Annotated in this window: 15 protein-coding genes; 8 read left to right on the top strand and 7 right to left on the bottom strand. The window is 71.9% G+C overall.

What is annotated here, in order from left to right; genetic code table 11:
* Positions 1–5 precede the first annotated feature (5 nt).
* From kdpB to BLW82_RS35940, 4 genes are all read right to left on the bottom strand, one after another.
* On the bottom strand, positions 6–2,105 hold the full coding sequence (kdpB, locus tag BLW82_RS35955) for a potassium-transporting ATPase subunit KdpB (protein ID WP_093505621.1): 2,100 nt from the start codon (positions 2,103–2,105) through the stop codon (positions 6–8).
* A 29-nt stretch (positions 2,106–2,134) separates the two neighbouring features.
* Complete coding sequence (gene kdpA / locus BLW82_RS35950; protein ID WP_093505619.1) at positions 2,135–3,799, bottom strand: potassium-transporting ATPase subunit KdpA; 1,665 nt, start codon at positions 3,797–3,799, stop codon at positions 2,135–2,137.
* 7 nt (positions 3,800–3,806) lie between these two features.
* Positions 3,807–3,896 (bottom strand): K(+)-transporting ATPase subunit F, encoded by a 90-nt coding sequence (gene kdpF / locus BLW82_RS35945; RefSeq protein ID WP_016434100.1) that lies wholly within the window; start codon positions 3,894–3,896, stop codon positions 3,807–3,809.
* A gap of 297 nt (positions 3,897–4,193) precedes the next feature.
* Complete coding sequence (locus BLW82_RS35940; RefSeq protein WP_093505617.1) at positions 4,194–6,035, bottom strand: APC family permease; 1,842 nt, start codon at positions 6,033–6,035, stop codon at positions 4,194–4,196.
* A gap of 286 nt (positions 6,036–6,321) precedes the next feature.
* Between BLW82_RS35940 and BLW82_RS35935 the strand changes: the two genes are divergently transcribed.
* Positions 6,322–6,822: a hypothetical protein gene (locus BLW82_RS35935; RefSeq protein ID WP_093508449.1), complete on the top strand. Its 501-nt coding sequence runs from the start codon at positions 6,322–6,324 to the stop codon at positions 6,820–6,822.
* On the opposite strand, the gene BLW82_RS35930 is transcribed toward BLW82_RS35935, so the two are convergent.
* Together BLW82_RS35930 and BLW82_RS35925 are read right to left on the bottom strand one after the other, a co-directional pair.
* The gene (locus BLW82_RS35930; protein WP_093505615.1) at positions 6,800–8,620 is read right to left on the bottom strand and encodes a potassium channel family protein; all 1,821 of its coding nucleotides are present in this window, start codon (positions 8,618–8,620) and stop codon (positions 6,800–6,802) included. The genes BLW82_RS35935 and BLW82_RS35930 overlap by 23 nt on opposite strands.
* A 186-nt stretch (positions 8,621–8,806) precedes the next feature.
* Positions 8,807–11,326 carry a sensor histidine kinase gene (locus tag BLW82_RS35925; RefSeq protein WP_093505613.1) on the bottom strand — a complete coding sequence of 840 codons (2,520 nt, stop codon included), beginning with the start codon at positions 11,324–11,326 and terminating at the stop codon, positions 8,807–8,809.
* Between the two features lie 182 nt (positions 11,327–11,508).
* On the opposite strand from BLW82_RS35925, the gene BLW82_RS35920 reads away from it, so the two are divergent.
* Positions 11,509–13,068, top strand: coding sequence for a Na+/H+ antiporter (locus BLW82_RS35920; RefSeq protein WP_093505611.1), 1,560 nt, complete (start codon positions 11,509–11,511; stop codon positions 13,066–13,068).
* Positions 13,069–13,092: 24 nt separating this feature from the next.
* Here the strand turns inward: BLW82_RS35920 and BLW82_RS35915 are convergent, their stop codons facing one another.
* Positions 13,093–14,505, bottom strand: a complete 1,413-nt coding sequence (locus BLW82_RS35915) for a hypothetical protein (protein WP_093505609.1) — start codon at positions 14,503–14,505, stop codon at positions 13,093–13,095.
* A 760-nt stretch (positions 14,506–15,265) separates the two neighbouring features.
* On the opposite strand from BLW82_RS35915, the gene BLW82_RS46390 reads away from it, so the two are divergent.
* The 6 genes from BLW82_RS46390 to modB all read left to right on the top strand — a co-directional run bounded on the left by BLW82_RS46390 (position 15,266) and on the right by modB (position 21,135).
* Complete coding sequence (locus tag BLW82_RS46390; RefSeq protein ID WP_177233176.1) at positions 15,266–15,778, top strand: hypothetical protein; 513 nt, start codon at positions 15,266–15,268, stop codon at positions 15,776–15,778.
* Positions 15,779–15,915: 137 nt separating this feature from the next.
* Positions 15,916–17,871 (top strand): APC family permease, encoded by a 1,956-nt coding sequence (locus BLW82_RS35905; protein WP_093505607.1) that lies wholly within the window; start codon positions 15,916–15,918, stop codon positions 17,869–17,871.
* A gap of 139 nt (positions 17,872–18,010) precedes the next feature.
* Positions 18,011–18,532 carry a hypothetical protein gene (locus tag BLW82_RS35900; RefSeq protein WP_093505605.1) on the top strand — a complete coding sequence of 174 codons (522 nt, stop codon included), beginning with the start codon at positions 18,011–18,013 and terminating at the stop codon, positions 18,530–18,532.
* A 50-nt stretch (positions 18,533–18,582) separates the two neighbouring features.
* A complete protein-coding gene (locus BLW82_RS35895) occupies positions 18,583–18,978 on the top strand; it encodes a TOBE domain-containing protein (RefSeq protein ID WP_093505603.1) in 396 nt (131 codons plus the stop codon).
* A 487-nt stretch (positions 18,979–19,465) separates the two neighbouring features.
* Positions 19,466–20,290 (top strand): molybdate ABC transporter substrate-binding protein, encoded by an 825-nt coding sequence (modA, locus tag BLW82_RS35890; protein ID WP_093505601.1) that lies wholly within the window; start codon positions 19,466–19,468, stop codon positions 20,288–20,290.
* Positions 20,287–21,135: a molybdate ABC transporter permease subunit gene (modB, locus tag BLW82_RS35885; protein ID WP_093505599.1), complete on the top strand. Its 849-nt coding sequence runs from the start codon at positions 20,287–20,289 to the stop codon at positions 21,133–21,135. Before modA ends, modB begins: the two co-directional genes overlap by 4 nt.
* Positions 21,136–21,137: the final 2 nt, after the last annotated feature.

Here is a 21,137-nt window from a genome sequence, read left to right as displayed (position 1 = left end):
GGTCATCAACCGATTCCGGGGATGAGAGAGATGATCATGTCGATGATCTTGATGCCGATGAAGGGCGCGATCAGGCCGCCGAGACCGTAGATCCCGAGGTTGCGGCGGAGCATCCTGTCCGCGCTCACCGGCCGGTACTGCACGCCCTTCAGGGAGAGCGGCACCAGCGCGATGATGATCAGCGCGTTGAAGACGACCGCGGACAGGATCGCGGAGCTGGGCGAGGACAGGTGCATGATGTTGAGCTTGTCCAGGCCCGGGTAGACCACGGCGAACATGGCCGGGATGATCGCGAAGTACTTCGCGACGTCGTTGGCGATGGAGAACGTGGTCAGCGCACCGCGCGTGATCAGCAGCTGCTTGCCGATCTCGACGATCTCGATGAGCTTGGTCGGGTTGGAGTCGAGGTCGACCATGTTGCCGGCCTCCTTGGCGGCCGACGTACCGGTGTTCATCGCCACGCCGACGTCCGCCTGGGCCAGCGCGGGGGCGTCGTTCGTGCCGTCACCGGTCATCGCGACCAGCTTGCCGCCGGCCTGCTCCCGCTTGATGAGGGCCATCTTGTCCTCGGGGGTGGCCTCGGCGAGGAAGTCGTCGACGCCCGCCTCCTCGGCGATGGCACGCGCCGTCAGCGGGTTGTCGCCCGTGATCATGACGGTCTTGATGCCCATCCGGCGCAGTTCCTCGAACCGCTCGCGCATGCCCTCCTTGACGACGTCCTTGAGGTGGATGACGCCCAGGACCCGGGCGCCCTCCGCGTCGTCGACCGCGACCAGCAGCGGGGTGCCGCCGGACTCGGAGATGGCGTTGGCCAGGGTGTCCGCGTCCTCGGCGACGGTGCCGCCCTGCTCGCGGACCCAGGCGACGACCGAACCGGCCGCGCCCTTGCGGATCCTGCGGCCGTCGACGTCCACACCCGACATACGGGTCTGGGCGGTGAAGGCGATCCACTCGGCGTGCGCCAGCTCGCCCTGGTGCCGCTCGCGCAGCCCGTACTTCTCCTTGGCGAGGACGACGATGGAGCGACCCTCGGGCGTCTCGTCGGCCAGCGACGACAGCTGGGCGGCGTCCGCCACCTCGGCCTCGGCGACCCCGCCCACCGGCACGAACTCGGAGGCCTGGCGGTTGCCGAGGGTGATGGTGCCGGTCTTGTCCAGCAGCAGCGTGGAGACGTCACCGGCGGCCTCGACCGCGCGCCCGGACATGGCGAGCACGTTGCGCTGCACCAGCCGGTCCATGCCGGCGATGCCGATCGCGGAGAGCAGCGCGCCGATGGTGGTCGGGATGAGGCAGACCAGGAGGGCGACCAGCACGACCATCGTCAGGTGGGTGCCCGCGTAGTCGGCGAACGGCGGCAGGGTGGCGACGGCCAGCAGGAAGACGATGGTCAGCGAGGCGAGCAGGATGTTCAGCGCGATCTCGTTGGGCGTCTTCTGCCGGGCCGCGCCCTCGACGAGGCTGATCATCCGGTCGATGAAGGTCTCGCCCGGCCTCGTCGTGATCTTGATGACGATCCGGTCGGACAGCACCTTCGTACCGCCGGTCACCGCGCTGCGGTCACCGCCGGACTCGCGGATGACCGGGGCCGACTCACCGGTGATCGCCGACTCGTCGACGGAGGCGACGCCCTCGACGACGTCACCGTCACCGGGGATGATGTCGCCGGCCTCGCAGACGACCAGGTCACCGATCCTCAGCTCGGTGCCGGGCACCTGCTCCTCGCTGGAGCCGGTCAGCCGCCGCGCGACGGTGTCCGTCTTCGCCTTGCGCAGGGTGTCGGCCTGGGCCTTGCCGCGGCCCTCGGCGACCGCCTCCGCGAGATTCGCGAAGATCACGGTCAGCCACAGCCAGGCGCTGATGGTCCAGCCGAACCAGTCGCCCGGGTCCTTGAAGGAGAAGACCGTGGTCAGGACCGAGCCGACCCACACCACGAACATCACGGGCGACTTGACCATCACCCGCGGGTCGAGCTTGCGGCAGGCCTCGGGGAGGGACTTGACCAGCTGCTTGGGGTCGAACAGGCCCGCGCCGACACGTCCTTCGGCGGGCTTGTGCCCGGTGGGGACGTCGCTGTGCGGCGCGCGGGTCGGGGTGGCTGTGGACATGGAGTCCTCTGACTTCCGGGTACGGGTGGTCATGACGCCAGCCCCTCGGCGAGCGGGCCCAGCGCGAGGGCCGGGAAGTAGGTCAGACCGGTGATGATCAGGATCGCGCCGACGAGCAGGCCGGTGAAGAGCGGCTTCTCGGTGCGCAGGGTGCCGGCCGTGACCGGGACGGGCTTCTGCTCGGCGAGCGAGCCGGCCAGCGCCAGCACGAACACCATGGGCAGGAAGCGGCCGAACAGCATCGCGAGTCCGGTCATGGTGTTGTACCAGTCGGTGTTCGCGTTCAGGCCGGCGAAGGCCGAGCCGTTGTTGTTGGCCGCCGAGGTGAAGGCGTACAGCACCTCGGAGAACCCGTGCGCGCCCGGGTTGAGCATGGAGTGCGGCGGGGTCGGCAGGGCCATCGAGGCCGCGGTGAAGACGAGCGCGAGCGCAGGCGTGATCAGGATGTAGATCGCCGACAGCTTGATCTCGCGGGCACCGATCTTCTTGCCCAGGTACTCGGGCGTACGGCCGACCATCAGGCCGGCGATGAACACCGCGATGATCGCCATGATCAGGATGCCGTAGAGGCCGGAGCCGGTGCCGCCGGGCGCGATCTCGCCCAGCATCATGCCGAGCAAGGTGATGCCGCCGCCGAGGCCGGTGAAGGAGGAGTGGAAGGAGTCCACCGCACCCGTCGAGGTGAGCGTGGTCGACACCGCGAAGATCGACGAGGAGCCGACCCCGAAGCGGACCTCCTTGCCCTCGTACGCCCCGCCCGCGGCCTGGAGCGCCGCGCCGTGGTGCGCGAACTCGGTCCACATCATCAGGGCGACGAAGCCCAGCCAGATCGTGAACATCGTGGCGAGGATCGCGTAGCCCTGCTTCACCGAGCCGACCATCACACCGAAGGTGCGGGTCAGCGCGAACGGGATCAGCAGGAGCAGGAAGATCTCGAAGAGGTTGGTGAAGGGCGTCGGGTTCTCGAAGGGGTGCGCGGAGTTGGCGTTGAAGTAACCGCCGCCATTGGTGCCCAGCTCCTTGATGGCCTCCTGGGAGGCCACGGCCCCGCCGTTCCACTGCTGCGAGCCGCCCATGAACTGCCCGACCTCGTGGATGCCCGAGAAGTTCTGGATGGCGCCGCAGGCGACCAGGACGACGGCGGCGATCGCGGCGAACGGGACCAGGATGCGGATCGTGCCGCGCACCAGGTCGGCCCAGAAGTTGCCGATCTCACCGGTGCGCGAGCGCGCGAACCCGCGCACCAGCGCCACGGCGACGGCGATACCGACGGCCGCGGAGACGAAGTTCTGGACGGCGAGGCCGGCGGTCTGCACGACGTGACCCATGGTCTGCTCGCCGTAGTACGACTGCCAGTTCGTGTTGGTCACGAAGGAGACGGCCGTGTTGAACGACTGCGCCGGGTTGACCGAGGAGAAGTTCAGCGAGCCGGGCAGGATGCCCTGAATCCGCTGGAGCAGGTAGAGGAAGAGGACGCCGATGAGGGAGAAGGCGAGGACCCCGCGCAGGTAGGCGGGCCAGCGCATCTCGGTGTCGGGGTTGGCGCCGATCCCCTTGTAGATCCACTTCTCGACCCGCCAGTGCTTGTCGGAGGTGTAGACCTTGGCCATGTAGTTGCCGAAGGGGATGTAGCACAGCGCCAGCGCGCCTATGAGCGCGACGAGCTGGAGCACGGCGGCGGTTACGGGACCCATGGGTGTCTCAGAACCTCTCCGGGAAGATCAGGGCGAGGACGAGATAGCCCAGCAGGGCGACGGCCACGACGAGGCCGACGATGTTCTCGGCGGTCACAGCTTGGTCACCCCCTTGGCGACGAGTGCCACCAGCGCGAAACCCGCGAGCACGGTGACGACGAAGGCCAGATCGGCCATCGTGAACTCCTGGATGAGGTGTGGAACGGACTTGGACTGTTAGAGGAAAGCGTCTTTCTGGCCGGTTTCGGCCGCCGTTGACGGGTCCCTTACGGCGGTGTTCACGCCTTTGACGGGACTCTGACGCGGCCGCGACCGACCTGCGACCGGAGGCCGCCGTTCGGCGGCCGAACCCCCCTGAACTGGGGGAACGCCGGCCTCAGGCGCACCGAGCGGATCAGGACAGCCGGAACCGCAGCCGGCAGATCACCGCGTCGGTCTCCTTGCGCACGGCATGCGCGACGACGGCACCGCGCTGGTTCTGCAGCAGCCGCTGCCAGAGCCGCTCCGGCTCGGTCTCCGGGATCAGCACGGTCACCTGGGTGGCAGGCTCGGCCGCGGTCACCTCACGGACGTAGGCGGCGACGGGACGGCCCAGGGTGCGCCGCTCGCAGCTCAGCCGGACCAGCGGCACCCCGGGGTCCCAGGCGGCCCAGGCGCGCTCCAGGGCGTGCAGCTGGGCCCGGTCCTCGGGGTCGGGATGGCAGACGGTCACGGCCCGCACCTCGTCGCCCAGGGAGGCGGCCGCGGAGAGCGCCTGGGAGGTGAGCCGGGACAGCGACGACACCGGCACGATCACGACCGACCGCTCCCGGTGCGGCGGGGCGGGGATCCGCCCGAGCCCGAGCCGTTCCCCGATCCGCCCGTAGGCACGGTGCACGGTGACGAAGGCACCGACGAGCAGCGGCAGCATGACCACGACGAGCCAGGCGCCCGCGGTGAACTTGCTCGCGGTCACGACGACGGTCGCCACGCCCGTCAGGACCGCCCCGAACCCGTTCAGCAGCGCCTTCCCGCGCCAACCGGTCCCCCGCTCCAGCCGCCAGTGCCGCACCATCCCGACCTGGGCGACGGTGAAGCCGACGAAGACCCCGATGGCGAACATCGGCACCAGCGTGTTGGTGTCACCGCCGGAGAAGACCAGCAGCGCGGCCGACACCACGGCCAGGGCGAGCACACCGTGCCGGTGCACCTGCCGGTCGGCCTTGAGCGCGAAGACGTGCGGCAGGTAGTTGTCCCGGGCGAGCAGCTTCAGCAGTACGGGCAGCCCGCCGAAGCTCGTGTTCGCGGACAGCGCCAGCAGGATCATCGTGGCGAACTGGATGACGTAGAAACCCCAGTTGTGGCCGAGCGAGGCGTCGGCGAGCTGGGCCAGGACGGTCACGCCCGCGACCGGCTGCAGATGGAACCGGGCGATCAGCACCGAGAGCCCGACCAGCATCGCGCCCAGCACCGCGCCCAGGGCGACCTCGGCGTGCTGGGCGCGCCTGACGCGGGGCACCCGGAAGGAGGGCACGGCGTTGGCGATGGCCTCGACGCCGGTGAGGGCGGCACAACCGGAGGCGAAAGCTTTCAGCAGGAGCAGGGCGCCCACGCTGGAGGCGTTGTCGGCGAGCGCGGAGGCATGTCCGGCGGCGGTGACCGTACTGGCCGGCGCGGACCGGAGGAGCCCCGCCACGATCAGCACGAAGACCGACCCGACGAACACCGCCGTCGGCACGATGAACGCCTTCGCCGACTCCACGACGCCCCGCAGGTTCACCCCGGTGACCAGCACCAGCACGGCCAGGCACAGCACCAGCCGGTGCGGGTACAGCGCCGGGAAGGCCGAGGTGAGGGCGGCGACCCCGGCGGTGACGGCGACGGCGACGTTCAGCACGTAGTCGAGCACCAGGGAGGTGGCGGCGACCAGACTGGTGCGCGCCCCGAGGTGGGTGCGGGCCACGGCGTAGGATCCGCCACCGTCCGGGAAGGCCGCGATGACCTGCCGGTACGAGGCGACGAGCACCGCCAGCAGGGCCGCGATCGCGAGCGTGACCGGCAGCGTGAAGCCGAGCCCGTGCGCACCGGCGGCCGCCAGCACCAGCACGATGGCCTCCGGCCCGTACGCCACCGACGCCATCGCGTCCAGCGACAGCGCGGCGAGGCCGGTCACGGCGGTGAGGCGGTGCCGTTCCCCGGTATCGGGCGGCTCCTCACCGGCGGGCACGGCCCCCGGCTCGGCGGTCAGTACGGACATGGGCGGGGCTCCTTAACGAACGGGACACACGTCTCGCGCGCGGGAGTACCGCGCGCGATGCGACCAGGTTCTGTCCCGCCCCGACCGGCTCCGGCACTCCCTTGCGCGTTCTTCGCGCGGGAGACGGCGACTTTGACGCGCCCTTGACGGCAACGCCCCTGAAAGGGGCGCGGGGAACTGCGCGACAAGCCCCCACCGGCCCGCACGGACCCACAACCGTCAGAGTCCCGTCAAGGACATGCCCCGCCTGCTGACGCCGCGCACCGCCGCTCCCTACCGTCGCCCCATGCAGCCCTCCGAGGACCCCCGCTGGTCCAAAGACGTCTACGCATCGGCCCGTTGCGCAGGCGCCCTCCTCGCCCTGCTCCTCCTGATCGACTGGGAATCAGGGACGTTCACCTGGTGGCGCGGCACCCTCTGGACCACCCTCGCCCTGCTCCTCTTCGCCGCCCTCTGCCCCGCCAGGGTCCGCGCCGGCGACGGCTGGCTCACCTCACGCCGGCTGCTGCGCACCCGCAGGGTCCGCACCGACCGCCTGGTCTCGGTCCGCCGTCTCGACGGCATCTCGCCCCGCCTGCTGCTCCGTGACGCCTTCGGCGACCGGCTGGAGATCGACCCCCAGGTCCTCGTCGACAACCCCGACCTGTGGCTGCGCGTCGACGCGGGCGCCCGCAGGGCCGCGGCGGCCGGCACCCTGCTCTGCGGCTCGACCGCCCTGACCCGCCTCGGCGAACAGGTCGAGCGCGAGAACGCGCGGGGCGTCTTCAGGGCGTCGGGCCTGGACTAGCAGCCCCCGTCATCAGCACATCGAGCCCGCGCCGCGTGGTGGCCATCACCACCCGGTCCCCCACCGCCAGCACCCGCCCCTGCGCCGGCCGCCAGTCGAAGGCGGGCTGCCCCGGGGCGCCCCCGCCGGCCGGCCCCACCGCCAGCACCCGCCACTCCCGGCGCCGGAACGCCTGGTGCACCGAACGCCCCTCCAGCTCGGGGTGCCCGGCCACGTCCACGCAGGTGAACAGCAGCGACCCGCGCTCCACGGGCATCACCCCCAGCACATGGCGGCCCATCATCGCGGCGGCGAACGACGGCGCGGCCAGCGCCGAAACGCTTCTGCTCCGGGTGAGGGCGTCCGGGTAGGACGCTCTCAGCGTGCGCTGGACGGTCGCGGCGAAGGCGTCGTCGTACAGCCGGGTGACCACCCGCACCGCGGGGTTGGCCTCCCGGACGGTCATCACGATGTCGAGGTTCTGGCCGTCGTCGCGGGTCAGGACGAGCAGCGAGCCGCACTGCCGGACCCGGGCGAGTTCGAGGACGCCGGGGACGGTGGCGTCCTCCAGGACCAGTGGGACGCCGAGTTCCCTGGCGAGGGCGACGCCCCGGGCGCGCGGGTCCCGCTCGATGGCCACGACCTCGTGGCCGGTGGTGCGCAACCGGTCCAGCACCCGGGTGCCGACCATCCCGAGCCCGACGAGGACGATGTGGCCACTGACGTCGTCATCGGGCGGATGGTTGACCGAGGCGGTGCGGAACGCCTCGGTGGCGTTCATGGTGGCCGCGACCACGAGCGGCAGCACGGCGAGCCCGACGAAGCCGGCCAGGAGCTGGAGTATGCGGCGGGCGGGCGACTCCTCGGTCGCCGGATCGCCCATCGTGAAGATGTCGAGCAGGGGCAGATAGAAGTTCTTCCACCAGGGACGCTCGTCCGCGAACAGCGCGGTGGCGGTGGACAGGGCGACCACCACGGCGGCCAGCGAGCCGTAGACGGCGGCCAGTTGCCGGGAGCGGAAGACCCGCCACGGCAGGTGGGCGAACCGGGCCCGCAGCCAGCGCACCGGCCGGAACCGCCGGGCGCGGCGGGCCGGTTCGGCGGTGTCGAGGTGGACGACCTCCTCCAGCATGAGCCGCCCGTGCGTGAACTGCCGGTGGTACGCCGTCCGGTCGTCCGGCAGCAGCAGGGTGCCGTCCTCGCCGGCCGTCTCGGCGCTGTCCTGGCTGGCCGGGTCGTCCTGGTGGGCGCCGGAGAGCACGGCGAGGGTGGCGAGGTCGGTGGCGTGCGTCGGGGTGCCCGCCGGCCGTACGACACCGCGGAAGACCTTGCCCTCGACCTGGAGGGTGTGGCCGTGGCCCACGGCGGCCGCCGCGACCAGTTCCGGTACGGCGGTGTCGGCGTCGGAGAGCACGGTGGTGGAGGTGTCCGGTGCGGGGGCTTCGCACAGGCCCGCCGCCCGGTCCAGGAGCCGCTCCAGATGGCTGCCCCGCTCCCGGTTGAACATCCGCACGACCAGCCGTACGGAGGGGTTGACCGCGCGGGCCACCAGGGCCGCGGTGACGTTGGCCTGGTCGTCGCGGTAGGTCAGGGCGAGCGCGGCGGCCCGTGCCACGCCGGCCGCGCGCAGGGTGGCCTCGTCGGGGCGGGCCGAGATGTGCAGCTGGACGGCGGACGTCGGATCATGGTGCAGGGCGGCGACCCGGGCACCGTGCTCGTCGTCGGCGGACGGCAGGACCACGGTGACGATCTCGCCGCACACGGCGTCCAGTTCGACGGCAAGCCGGTGCGCGAGGCCGTCGTCGCCGCAGATCACCATGTGGCCGGTTCGCTCTCCGGATGCCGCTGGTACGAGCAGGGTTGACGTCACATCAGCCTGAACGGCACCGGCCGTGACGCCGGTTCCGGCCGGACCGCCGCCCGCCGTTCAAAATTCCGCCAAGAACATGCCAAGAAGGTGGAGCATGAGCAGTCGCAGGCCGGTGGGACCCCGGCGGCCCACGGGTCAGGCCGCGCCCACCGGCCCCTCCGCGGCACCTCCGACGTGCTGCGGTGTCCGGAAGGGCTGGGCCCGGTCGGCCAGGGGCAGCGAGACGACCATGGTCAGCCCGCCGCCCGGGGTGTCCTCGGGGGTCAGCGTGCCGTCCATCGCCTCGGTGAGCCCGCGGGCGAGGGCGAGGCCGAGCCCGAGGCCGGTGGTGTTGTCGGTGTCGCCGAGCCGCTGGAAGGGCTCGAAGAGCCGGTCGCGGCCGCCCGCGGGCAGACCGGGACCCCGGTCGATGATCCGCAGCTCGGCGCGCCCGGCCAGCGCGCTCGCCGTCACCAGCACCCGCGTGCCGGGCGGGCTGTAGCGGGCCGCGTTGCCCACCAGGTTCGCGATCACGCGCTCCAGCAGCGGCGGGTCGGCCAGCAGCGGGGGCATGTCCTCCAGTTCGCCGTGCACCTCGGCCGTCGGGGTGTCGGCGAGGGCGGTCGGGAGCACCTCCTCCAGGGCCGTGGCCCGCAGGTTGAGGGTGAGGACACCGGCCTCCAGGCGGCTGAGGTCGAGGAGGTTGTCGACGAGCCGGCTCAGCCGGGCCATGGACTCATCCGCGGTGGCGAGGAGTTCGTCGCGGTCCTCCGGGGAGAACTCCACCTCCCGGCTGCGCAGCGAGGTGACCGCCGCCCAGCCGGCCGCGAGCGGGGTGCGCAGGTCGTGGCCGACGGCCCGCAGCAGCGCGGTGCGCATCCGGTCGGCGGCGCGCACCGGTTCGACCTCGGCGGCGGCCTGGGCGAGCCGGGCCCGCTCCACCGCCGACCCGACGTGCGCGGCGAACGCGGCGAGCACCCGCCGCTCCGATGAGGAGGGCGTACGGCCGCGCAGGACCAGGTAGTTGCCGGGGCCCGCGGGCACGGAGGTGGCGTCGGCGCCGTCCGGCGGTTCGTCGACGAGTGCGGCGGAGTCCATGCCGAAGGTCTCGCGGGTGCGTTCCAGGAGCGCCGGAATGGTCTGGCCGCCGCGCACGATGCTGCCGGCCAGCGACGACATGGTCTCCGCCTCGGCGGTGGCCCGCGCCGCGCGCCTGGACAGCCGCAGCGAGCGGTCGACGACGGCGGCCACGGTGGCGGCCACGACCGCGAACACCACAAGTGCCAGCAGGGCGTTGGGGTCGTCGAGGGTGAACTGGCCGATGGGCGGGATGAACCAGTAGTTGAGCAGCAGGGACGCGGTGACGGAGGCGATCACGGCGGAGGTCACCCCGCCTATGCAGGCCACGCCGACCACCGCGAGCAGGAAGAGCAGGGCTTCGCTGGTCAGGTTGACGGTGCCGCGCACCTGGGCGAGGGCGACGGTCAGCAGGACCGGGAGCACCAGCCCCGCGACCGGTCCGGCGATCAGGCGGCCGGTGGACAGGGTGCGGCGGCGGGAGGGCAGCAGGGTGCCGCGGCCGGCCCGCTCGTGGGTGACCCGGTGGACGTCGATGTCGCCGGAGAGGGCGGTGACGGTCTCCCCCGTGCCGGGTCCGGTGAGGAAGCGTTCCAGGCGGCCCCGGCGGCTGGTGCCGAGGACGAGCTGGGTGGCGTTCTCGGCGCGGGCGAAGTCCACCAGGGCGGCGGCCACGTCGTCGCCGACCACCGAGTGGTAGCTGCCGCCGAGGTCCTCGACCAGCCGGCGCTGCCGGGCCAGCGAGGCGTGCGAGACGCCGGCGGCCAGGCCGTCGCTGCGGGCCACGTGCACGGCGAACAGGTCGCCGCCCGCCGACCGGTCGGCGATGCGCGCGGCCCGTCGTACCAGTGTGTCGCCCTCGGGGCCGCCGGTCAGGGCGACCACCACGCGCTCGCGGGTATCCCACACCCCGCCGATGGCGTGCTCGGCGCGGTAGGACTGGAGGGCCTCGTCGACGCGGTCGGCGACCCAGAGCAGGGCCAGTTGGCGCAGGGCGGTGAGGTTGCCGGGGCGGAAGTAGTTGGCGAGGGCGGCGTCGATCTTCTCGGGGGCGTAGATGTTGCCGTGCGCCATGCGGCGGCGCAGGCCCTCGGGCGGGATGTCGACGACCTCGATCTGTTCCGCCTTGCGGACCACGTCGTCGGGCACCGTCTCGTGCTGCGGCACCCCGGTGATCTTCTCGACGACGTCTTTCAGTGATTCGAGGTGCTGGATGTTGACGGCGGTGATCACGTCGATGCCCGCCGCGAGCAGGTCCTCGACGTCCTGCCAGCGTTTGGGGTGCCGACCGCCGCCCGGGATGTTGGTGTGCGCGAACTCGTCGACGATCGCCACCTGGGGGCGACGCGCGAGCACGGCGGCGACGTCCATCTCCTCGAACTCGCCTCCCCGGTAGTCGCAGCGCAGCCGTGCCACGACCTCCAGGCCGTCGATCATGGCCTCGGTCCAGGGGCGCCCGTGGCACTCCACGAACGCCACCGCCACGTCCGCGCCCCGGGACGCGCGGCGCTGGGCCTCGTCGAGCATGCGGTAGGTCTTGCCGACCCCTGGGGCGGCCCCGAGGTAGACCTTCAGTCGTCCGCGCGGTACATCGTTCATCACCTCAAAGAAAAGCGCGCCGCAGGGCCATGGGCCTGCCTCTTGACGTGTCTCTGGCGCCGCTGACGAGGACGTTGACACTGTCTTGACGGCCCTTGGCCGGATAGGGTGAGGGCGGTGTGCCGGGAAGTCTGGTCGGCCGGGAGTCACAGTGGCTCCTGCTAGGGCCCCAGGGGGACGGCATGCGCAGCGTGGGTACGGTTCTCGCACTCGTGGTACTGGCCACGGTGGTGGCGACCTTCGCCCGCCGATGGCGGATTCCCGCCCCCTCCCTCCTCGTCGTCGCGGGCCTCGCCGTGGCCCTGCTGCCGGGCACCCCGGCGATCCGGGTCAGCCCGGAGGTCATCGGCCTCGTCGTCCTCCCGCCGCTGCTCTACGCCAGCGCGGAAGAACTCTCCTGGCGCGAGCTGCGGGCGGTGTGGAAGCCGGTCGGCGTGCTCGCGGTCGGCCTGGTGCTCGCCTCGGCCGCGGCCGTCGGGGCGGTCGCCTCCCTGGTCACCCCGCTGTCCTGGCAGATGGCGCTGGTCCTCGGTGCGATCCTCGCCAGCACCGACCCGGTCGCGGTGACCGCGCTCGGCCGTCGGCTCGCCCTGCCGCCCAGGGTCCAGATGCTGGTCCAGGCCGAGAGCCTCTTCAACGACGCGACCTCCCTGGTCCTCTACCGGGTCGCGGTGGGCGTAGCGGTGGCCTCTGCGGCGGCGGACTGGGGGGCGGCGGGCGGCGAGTTCCTGCTCCTCGCGGGCGGCGGCACGCTGATCGGCGCTCTGGTCGCCGCGGTCGTCGTGGTGATCCGGCGGCGTACCGAGGACCCGGTCCTGGAGACGGTGATCTCCCTGGTCACGCCGTACACGGCCTACGTCCTGGCCGAGGCCGCGCACACCTCGGGCGTCACCTCGGTGGTCGTGGCGGGCGTGGTCCTGGGCGGCCGCGGCGACCGGCTCACCGACGCCCGCATAAGGCTCCAACTGCACGCCGTCTACGGCACGGTGGTCTTCCTGCTGGAGAGCGTGGTCTTCAGTCTGATAGGGCTCGCGCTGCCCGCCCAGGTGCGGGCGCTGTCCGACGGTGACAGGGCCTGGCCGCTGTACGCGCTGGCGGTGGCGGGCACGCTGATCGCGGTACGGCTGCTGTGGCTGGCGCCGCTGTCGGCGGTCGTGCAGCGCAAGGGCGGCATACAACGGCCGAACTGGCGGGTGCCGGTGGTACTGACCTGGGCCGGCACCCGGGGCGTGGTGCCGCTGGCGGCCGCGCTGTCGATCCCGGCGACGGCGAAGGACGGCTCGGCGCTGGCCGAACGGCCGTTGGTCCTGGTCCTCACCACGTCGGTCGTGGTCGTCACCCTGGTCGTGCAGGGCTTCTCCCTGGCCTCGGTGGTGCGCCGCTCCGGCATCGCCCTGGAGCCGGACCACACCGAGCGCGAGGAGGCCGCCGCCCGCTGCCGGCTGGCCGCCGCGGGCATCCGGCGCCTGGAGGAGCTGTCCGAGCTGGAGGCCGTACCGGACGTGGTCCTCGACCGGCTCCGGCGTGGCCTCAACGCCCGCCTCGACGACGCCCGCGACCGCCTCACCGACAACACCGTCGAGTCGGCCGACCTGGTCTACCGGCAGCTGCGCCGCGACCTGATAGCGGTGGAGGCGGCGGAGCTGCGCCGGCTGTACGACGAGCACACGATCAGCGACACGACCCGCAGAAGGCTGCAGCGGTCCCTGGACCTGGAGGAGGCGCGGCTGGCGGACGCGTAGCTTCCACTGGCAGGGGGCCGGCGCTCAGCGGAACTCCGCCAGCCGGGGCCGGAGCCCCAGCCCGGCCAGCGCCATCGCGAGCAGCAACAGCGCACCGGCCCAAGGCAGTTGGCCGGTCAGCTCGCTCCGTCCCGCGGCCACCGACTCGTCGAAGTGGGCACGGTTGATGCCGGTCACCTCGTCGAGCGCGGTCATCCAGGCACCGAAGTGCGCGTTGGACGTGCCCGCCTCCCAGCCCATGCAGAACTCCACCGCGTGCTGCTCCTCGCCGGCGGCGAGCAGTGCGCGGATCTTCCGGTCGTCGCGCTCGTAGGCGGCGTACGCGTCGACCGTCTTCTCGGCCGCGGCCCGCTCGCCGGGGAAGGTGATGTTGTCCAGCTCGCGCCGGAACTCACCGGTGAAGCGCAGGTCGGTGGGATCGGCGCGGTAGGCCTGCCAGGTGGTCGCGAGGCCGGCGTCGTACGTGGCCGGCGTGGCGCCGTGGACGCCGTACAGCTCCTGGGACTTGCTGAGGAAGGAGTCCGCGTACTTGGCGCGGCGCTGCGGGTCGAGGAGGTAGCGGCTCTCGTCGGCGTTGGCGTCGTAGGCGATCGCGCGGGCGCGGGAGAGGGCGACGACGGAGTCGAAGGCGTCGTGCCGGGCCACTTTCAGGTCGGACGCGGAGGCCGAGAGGAACTGGGTGCCGAGGCCGACGGCGACCAGGGCGCACGCGGTGGCGGCCAGGAGGGCCGGGTTGAGGTTCCGGCGGAAGCGGCGGGCCAGGTACCACTGCAGGACGCCGAGGACGGCCAGGAGCAGCAGACCGAGGACGAGGACCACGACGTGCTGGGCGGAGAGTGCCGAACGGGCGGCCGCGTAGTGGGAGTCGAAGGCCGCGTCGTTGGAGGAGACCAGCTTGCGCGCGTCCGGCAGGAGGCTGGTGCGCAGCAGGTCGGTCGCCTCCCGGTAGTCGGTGATCGCGTCCGGTTTGCCACCGGCGCGGCGGTCGTTCTCCAGGGCCCGGCCGATGAGCTCCTGGTACTGGGCGAAGTCGTCGGTGATCGACTCCACGATCTTCTCGTCGGCGCGGTTCCCCTGGGCGGCCGCCGCGAGGGTGCGCAGGTCGTGGCCGATCTCGCGGCGGGCGTCGCCGTACAGGGTGACGGCCTTGGTGTGCGGGGTCTCCAGTGCGCCCTTTCCGCCGTCCCCGCTGGACAGCAGGATGTTGGCGGCCTGGGCGTCCATGTCGTTGAGGGCCAGGTTGAGGGAGGCCGCGCTGGTGGTGCGGGGGGCGTCTCGGTCGGCCACGTCGTCCCAGGTGCCGTTCGCGGCAAGCCCGGCGGCGAGAAGCAGGATCCCCAGGGCGACGACAAGCAGGACCGTGGCCGCGCGCAGAAGGCGCAGCCGGGCCGGAACGGTAGCCCGGAAACGGCGGCGCAGAGCGGCCCGCGCAGCCACGATCCGCTTCCCCGGGCGCCTGGCGGGCCCCGGGGTCGGTACGGGCGACGGGACGACCACGGCTTGCCGTGGCTCTTCGACAGCCTCCGCCGGAGGTCTGTTTGCCGTGCCGGCCGTGATGGTCACGGTCCCCTCCCAGGTACCCGCCACGGACGGTCGCCCGTCCCCCGTGCCGATCAGTCTGCGACCGGATCCGGCCGCGACCGGTCCGCCTTGATGGGCTCCTGACGCCCCTTCAGGCGGGTTTGACGGGACCTTGACGGCCGGCCCGCGACTCCCGTACGGGATCCGCAAATCCCGTGCCGAACCGGCATGTTCCTCATCCACCGGTGGATGGATTCTCGGTCGGCCGCCCGAGCAGGGCGCGGGCGTCAGCGGCCTCACGGCCCCGGACCGCGGATCCGATGCGGACCGTGCGGCGGCCGGGGGCCCGTTCCGCACGCCGGGCGCCCGCGCACCGCACCCGACAGCGTCCCGTCGGCGTCCGTGCGCCCGCCGTGCGGTGCCTGGGGCCCCGGGCACCGCACGGTCCCGGGGGCCCACCACCCCCTGTCGTCTCACGAAGGTCCTCATGTTGCGCGCCGCTCCCGAGCAGGCCCCGCCGTCCCGTGCCTCGCGTCCGTCCCGTCCGAAGTCGAAGGGGGCCACGTAACACCGGACCCCGAGCGGATTCTTCGAACCCGCCCAGCTCGTCCGCTCCTTCCCCGACGCGCTGCGCGAACCGCATCCACGGGACCTGGTCAGGAATCCGGTCCTGTTCGTGGTCTCGGTGGGAGCCGCCCTGACCAGCCTGTCCGCACTGCTGCATCCGGCCGTCTTCACCTGGGTGATCAGCTTCTGGCTGTGGCTGACCGTGATCTTCGCCGACCTCGCCAAGGCGGTCGCCGAGGGCCGAGGCAAGGCCCAGGCCGCGTCCCTGCGCAAGGCTCGCACCGACACGGTGGCGCTGCGGCTCCTCGACTGGCGCTACGGCACGGACGCGCGCGCCGCCCGCACCGAGGCGGCCGCCGCCACCGAGCTGAAACAGCCGTCTGTTGGCCTGGACCGCCGGCTTCCGCCTGGTCCGCGCATATGTGCACTACGCGGTGGGCAGTCCGGTCGTGCGCGAACAGCTGAGCGCGTGAGAGGGAGCGGGCAGCACGTCGCACCGGATAACGCTCGGTGTCCGAAACCCGGCACCCGCTCGCCGCCCCCCGTACAGCCCAACGTCCCCCCGCAGCCTCCGGGCCACGTCTTCTTGATGCCCGACCAACGCCTGCCAGGGCATTCTTAACGCAAGCTTGACGCCCAGGACCTCTCGATCCGTGGGCCCACGCGTCACTCTCTGCTTACGCTGGTGCCGCCGTCCGCGTGATGGCCGGAATCGAACTGCCCCGCACCTCACCGCGCCGGACACCAGGAGCCGACCCCATGGCCACGACCGAACACCCCCCTCCCAGTCGCCTGCGCGCCTGGATGCTGGAGGGGCTGTCCGACATGGGCAAGGGCGGCGGCCACACCGGCCCCCACGCACAGCCCGAACCCCCGCACCAGGGCCAGCGCTGGTGGCGGGTGATGTGCCTGACCGGTGTCGACTACTTCTCCACCCTCGGCTACCAGCCGGGCATCGCCGCCCTGGCGGCCGGCCTGCTGTCGCCGATCGCGACCATCGTGCTCGTCGTGGTCACCCTGGCCGGCGCCCTGCCGGTCTACCGCCGCGTCGCCGAGGAGAGCCCGCACGGCGAGGGCTCCATCGCCATGCTGGAGCGGCTGCTCTCCTTCTGGCAGGGCAAGCTCTTCGTGCTGACGCTGCTCGGCTTCGCCGCCACCGACTTCCTGATCACCATCACCCTGTCGGCCGCGGACGCCTCCACCCACCTGGTGGAGAACCCGCACCTGACCGACTTCCTGCAGGGCAAGCAGATGGTCATCACGCTGTTCCTGGTGGCCCTGCTCGGCGCGGTCTTCCTCAAGGGCTTCCTGGAGGCGATCGGCGTCGCGGTAGCCCTGGTCGGCATCTATCTCGCCCTCAACGTCGTCGTCGTGATCGTCGGCTTCTACCACGTCATCACCGCCGAGCACGTCATCACCGACTGGTCCAGCGCCCTCACCCAGGAACACGGCAACGTCTTCGTCATGGTCGGCGTCGCCCTGATCGTCTTCCCGAAACTCGCCCTGGGCCTGTCCGGCTTCGAGACCGGTGTCGCCGTCATGCCCCACGTCAAGGGCGAACCGGGCGACACCGAGCAGCAGCCCACCGGGCGGATCCGGGACACCAAGAAGCTGCTCACCACGGCCGCCCTGATCATGAGCTGCTTCCTCATCGCGACCAGCTTCATCACCACGCTGCTCATCCCGGAGAACGAGTTCAAGTCGGGCGGCAGCGCCAACGGCCGTGCGCTCGCCTACCTGTCCCACGAGTACCTCGGCAACGTCTTCGGCACGGTCTACGACGTCTCGACGATCGCCATCCTGTGGTTCGCCGGCGCCTCCGCGATGGCCGGCCTGCTCAACCTGATGCCCCGCTACCTGCCCCGCTACGGCATGGCCCCGCACTGGGCCCGTGCGGTGCGCCCGATGGTCATCGTCTTCACGCTGATCGCCTTCCTGGTGACCTGGATCTTCGACGCCGACGTCGACGCGCAGGGCGGCGCCTACGCCACCGGCGTGCTGGTGCTGATCAGCTCCGCCGCGGTCGCGGTGACCATCGCCGCCCGCAAGGCAGGACAGCGGAAGTGGACGATCGGGTTCGGGATCATCGCGGCGGTCTTCCTGTACACGACCGTCGTCAACGTCATCGAGCGCCCCGACGGTGTGAAGATCGGCGCCTGCTTCATCGTCGGCATCATGCTCGTCTCGCTGCTCTCCCGCCTCGCCCGCGCCTTCGAGCTGCGCGTGACGAGCGTGACCCTCGACGACATGGCGGAACGATTCATCCGCGATATGGCCAGCCGCAAGATGCGGTTCATCGCCAATGAGCCGGACCGGCGCGACAAGGCCGAGTACCGCGACAAGATCGAGCAGATCCGCGCCGACAACGACATGCCCGAGCAGGAGGACTTCGTCTTCGTCGAGGTGACGGTCACCGACCCCTCCGAGTTCGAGGCGGGCCTGACCGTGCGCGGCGAGGTCCTGCACAACCGCTACCGCGTGCTGACCCTGGAGTCCGCCTCCATCCCCAACGCCCTGGCCGCGCTGCTGCTGCACGTCCGGGACGAGACCGGCTGCATCCCGCACATCTACTTCGAGTGGACCGAGGGCAACCCGTTCGCCAACTTCCTGCGCTTCTTCCTCTTCGGCCAGGGCGAGGTCGCCCCGGTCACCCGGGAGGTGCTGCGCGAGGCGGAGCCGGACCGCGACCGGCGGCCGCGGGTCCACACGGGCTGAGGGCCGGCCACCAGCACCGGGCACCGGACAGAGGGCGCGGGACACGGGGCGTAAGAATCCCGTCAATAACCGCTCGGTCCGCATAAGAACCCTGTCAGCGGTGGCTCCCCCGCCGCCACCGCCGCCTACCGTCGGCCCCATGGAGGACAGAAGACCCGGAGGGCGGGCGGCCGGTGACCGCACCTGGCGGGGCGGCGCACGACTGGCCGTCGGCTCCGCCCTCGGCTTCGGCGGGCTGACGTTCGCCGTGGACTGGGACGCCGGCACCCTCACCCCGGCCCGCGCCCTGCTCTGGGTCACGCTCTCGGCCGCCATCCTCGTCGTGCTGCTGCCGGCCCGCGTCACGGCGGGCCCCGGCTGGCTGGCCGTCCGAGGCGCGCTGCGCCGCCGTACCGTCCGCACCGATTCCCTCGTCTCCGTCGGCCAGTACGGGGACGTCGCCGCGCATCTGGTCCTGCGCGACACCCGGGGCAACCGGCTGGAGCTGGACCCGGCCGTCCTGCACGCCAACCCGCTGCTCTGGCACGAACTGGACACCGGTGTCCGCCGCTCCGTGGAGCGGGGCACCCTGCGCCGCGGCACCGAGGTGCTGGCACGGCTCGGCCACGAGATCGACGACACGAACGCACGCGCGGTCCTGGCGGCTTCCGGCCTCACCTGACCGGCGACCCCACGCCCTCGCACCCCGCCACCCGGCCCTATGGTGAGCCCATGCCCTCCTACACGATCGGCCAGGCGGCACGGCTGCTCGGCGTCAGCCCGGACACCGCCCGCCGCTGGGCCGACGCGGGCCGGGTGGCCACCCACCGCGACGAGGGCGGCAGGCGACTCATCGACGGCACGGACCTCGCCGCGTTCTCCGTCGAACTGGCCAAGGCCGGCACCGCCGAGGAGGACGCCTCCTTCACCTCGGTCCGCAACGCCTTCCCCGGCATCGTCACCGCGATCAAACTCGGCGACGTCGCCGCCCAGGTCGAGATCCAGGCCGGCCCGCACCGCCTGGTCTCCCTGCTGACCCGGGAGGCGGTCGAGGAACTCGGCCTGGAGGTCGGCATGGAGGCCACCGCCCGGGTGAAGTCCACGAACGTGCACATCGACCGCGTCTGACGGGCCGCCCGCACAGCAGGGCGGCCCACAGGTCCAGCCGGCCACTCGGCCGGGACAGGTCCCGGCCGGTGAAGTGCTCCACCCACAGGAACCCGCCGCGTCCCGCGGCGGTGAGGACTTCGTACAGACGCGGTCGGGTGAAGGCGTGGTGCTGGACTCCGCTGCCGGCGCACTCGAAGCCGGCGCGCACCCTCGCGCTGGGCAAGCGCACGGGATCGGGCACGGTCAGCCGGGCCGGTCGTGCGAGGTCTCCGGTGCGGGCGAGTTCGGCGAGCGTCGTGTGCGGCCGGCTCCCGGATGACGGTACCCGCGGCACGTCGCCGTAGAAACGCACATGCCAGCCCCAGTCCGAAAGTATGCAGCTCATGCGATGTGACAGAAGACTTACGCCTGGCAACTGCGGCAGTATCATCGCCACGCGGGCTGATAGACAGGTCGCAGCAGGGCGCGACAGATCGTTCACCGGATCCAGAGGAGTTCACTCGTGATGACCCGTTCCGTGCGCCGGACCCGGTGGACGCTCCAGGTGGCCGGTGCCTCGGTCGCGGCCCTGCTGGCCCTGAGCGCCTGCTCCTCCTCCGACGACGAGTCGTCGGCGACGACGACGGACACCTCGGCGCCGGCGACACCCAAGCTGTCGGGCTCGATCACCGTGTTCGCGGCGGCCTCGCTGCAGGAGAGCTTCACGACCCTGAAGGCCGACTTCGAGAAGGCCCACCCGGGCACCAAGGTCGACTTCAGCTTCGGCGGCAGCGACACCCTCGCCGCGCAGATCACCAGCGGTGCGCCGGCCGACGTCTTCGCCGCCGCGAGCGCCAAGACCATGGCGATCGTGGCGGACAGGAAGGACACCGCCACCACGCCGGCCACCTTCGTCCGCAACCAGCTGGAGATCGCCACCCTCCCGGGCAACCCCGACAGGATCTCCTCCCTGAAGGACCTGACGAAGTCCTCGCTGAAGGTCGTGCTGTGCGACAAGACGGTGCCGTGCGGCGCCGCCGCGCAGAAGGCCCTGGACGCCGGCAAGATCAAGCTCACCCCGGTCTCCTACGAGGAGGACGTGAAGTCCGCCCTCAACAAGGTGGTCCTGAAGGAGGCCGACGCGGCGGTCGTCTACCGGACCGACGTGAAGGCAGCCGGCAGCAAGGTGGAGGGCGTGGACTTCCCCGAGTCCGCCGACGCGATCAACGACTACCCGATCGCCCTCCTCAAGAACGCCCAGAACCCCACGCTGGCCAAGGCGTTCATCGCCCTGGTGCAGTCCGCCGAGGGCCAGAAGGTGCTGAACGACGCCGGGTTCCTCAAGCCATGACGAAGGCCGACCATTCCGGCGCTGCGGCCGGCACCCTCCCGGGCGGCCCACGACGCCGGCGCGTTCGGCCGGCCGTACCGCTGCCGCTCCTGCTCCCCGGAGCGGTAGCTCTGGTCTTCCTGCTCCTGCCGCTGGTCGCCCTGCTGGTGCGGGCCCCCTGGCGCGGCCTCCCGTCCCTGCTGACCAGTGCGGAGGTCTGGCAGGCCCTCCAGCTCTCCCTCATCTGCGCCACGGCGGCGACGGCCGTCAGCCTCGTCCTGGGCGTCCCCCTGGCCTGGCTGCTGGCCCGCACGGAGTTCCCCGGCCGGGGGTTCGTCCGGGCGCTGGTCACCCTCCCCCTCGTCCTCCCGCCGGTGGTCGGCGGTGTGGCCCTGCTGCTCGCCCTCGGCCGCAACGGGGTGGTGGGCCAGTGGCTGGACTCCTGGTTCGGCATCACCCTGCCCTTCACCACGGCCGGCGTGGTCCTCGCCGAGTCCTTCGTGGCCATGCCCTTCCTGGTGATCAGCGTCGAGGGCACGCTGCGCGCCGCCGACCCCCGTTACGAGGAGGCGGCCACCACCCTGGGCGCCTCCCGCTTCACCGCGTTCCGCCGGGTCACGCTTCCCCTCATCGCCCCGGGCATCGCGGCCGGCTCGGTCCTGGCCTGGGCCCGCGCGCTCGGTGAGTTCGGAGCGACGATCACCTTCGCCGGCAACTTCCCCGGCCGCACCCAGACCATGCCGCTCGCCGTCTACCTCGCCCTCCAGAACGACCCCGACGCGGCGATCGCGCTCAGCCTGGTGCTGCTGGCGGTGTCGATCGCGGTACTGGCGGCGTTGCGGGATCGTTGGATGACGGCATCATGAGG

This window comes from Streptomyces sp. Ag109_O5-10, from assembly GCF_900105755.1.
Lineage (GTDB): Bacteria > Actinomycetota > Actinomycetes > Streptomycetales > Streptomycetaceae > Streptomyces.
This window is presented reverse-complemented; position numbering and strand designations above follow the sequence as displayed.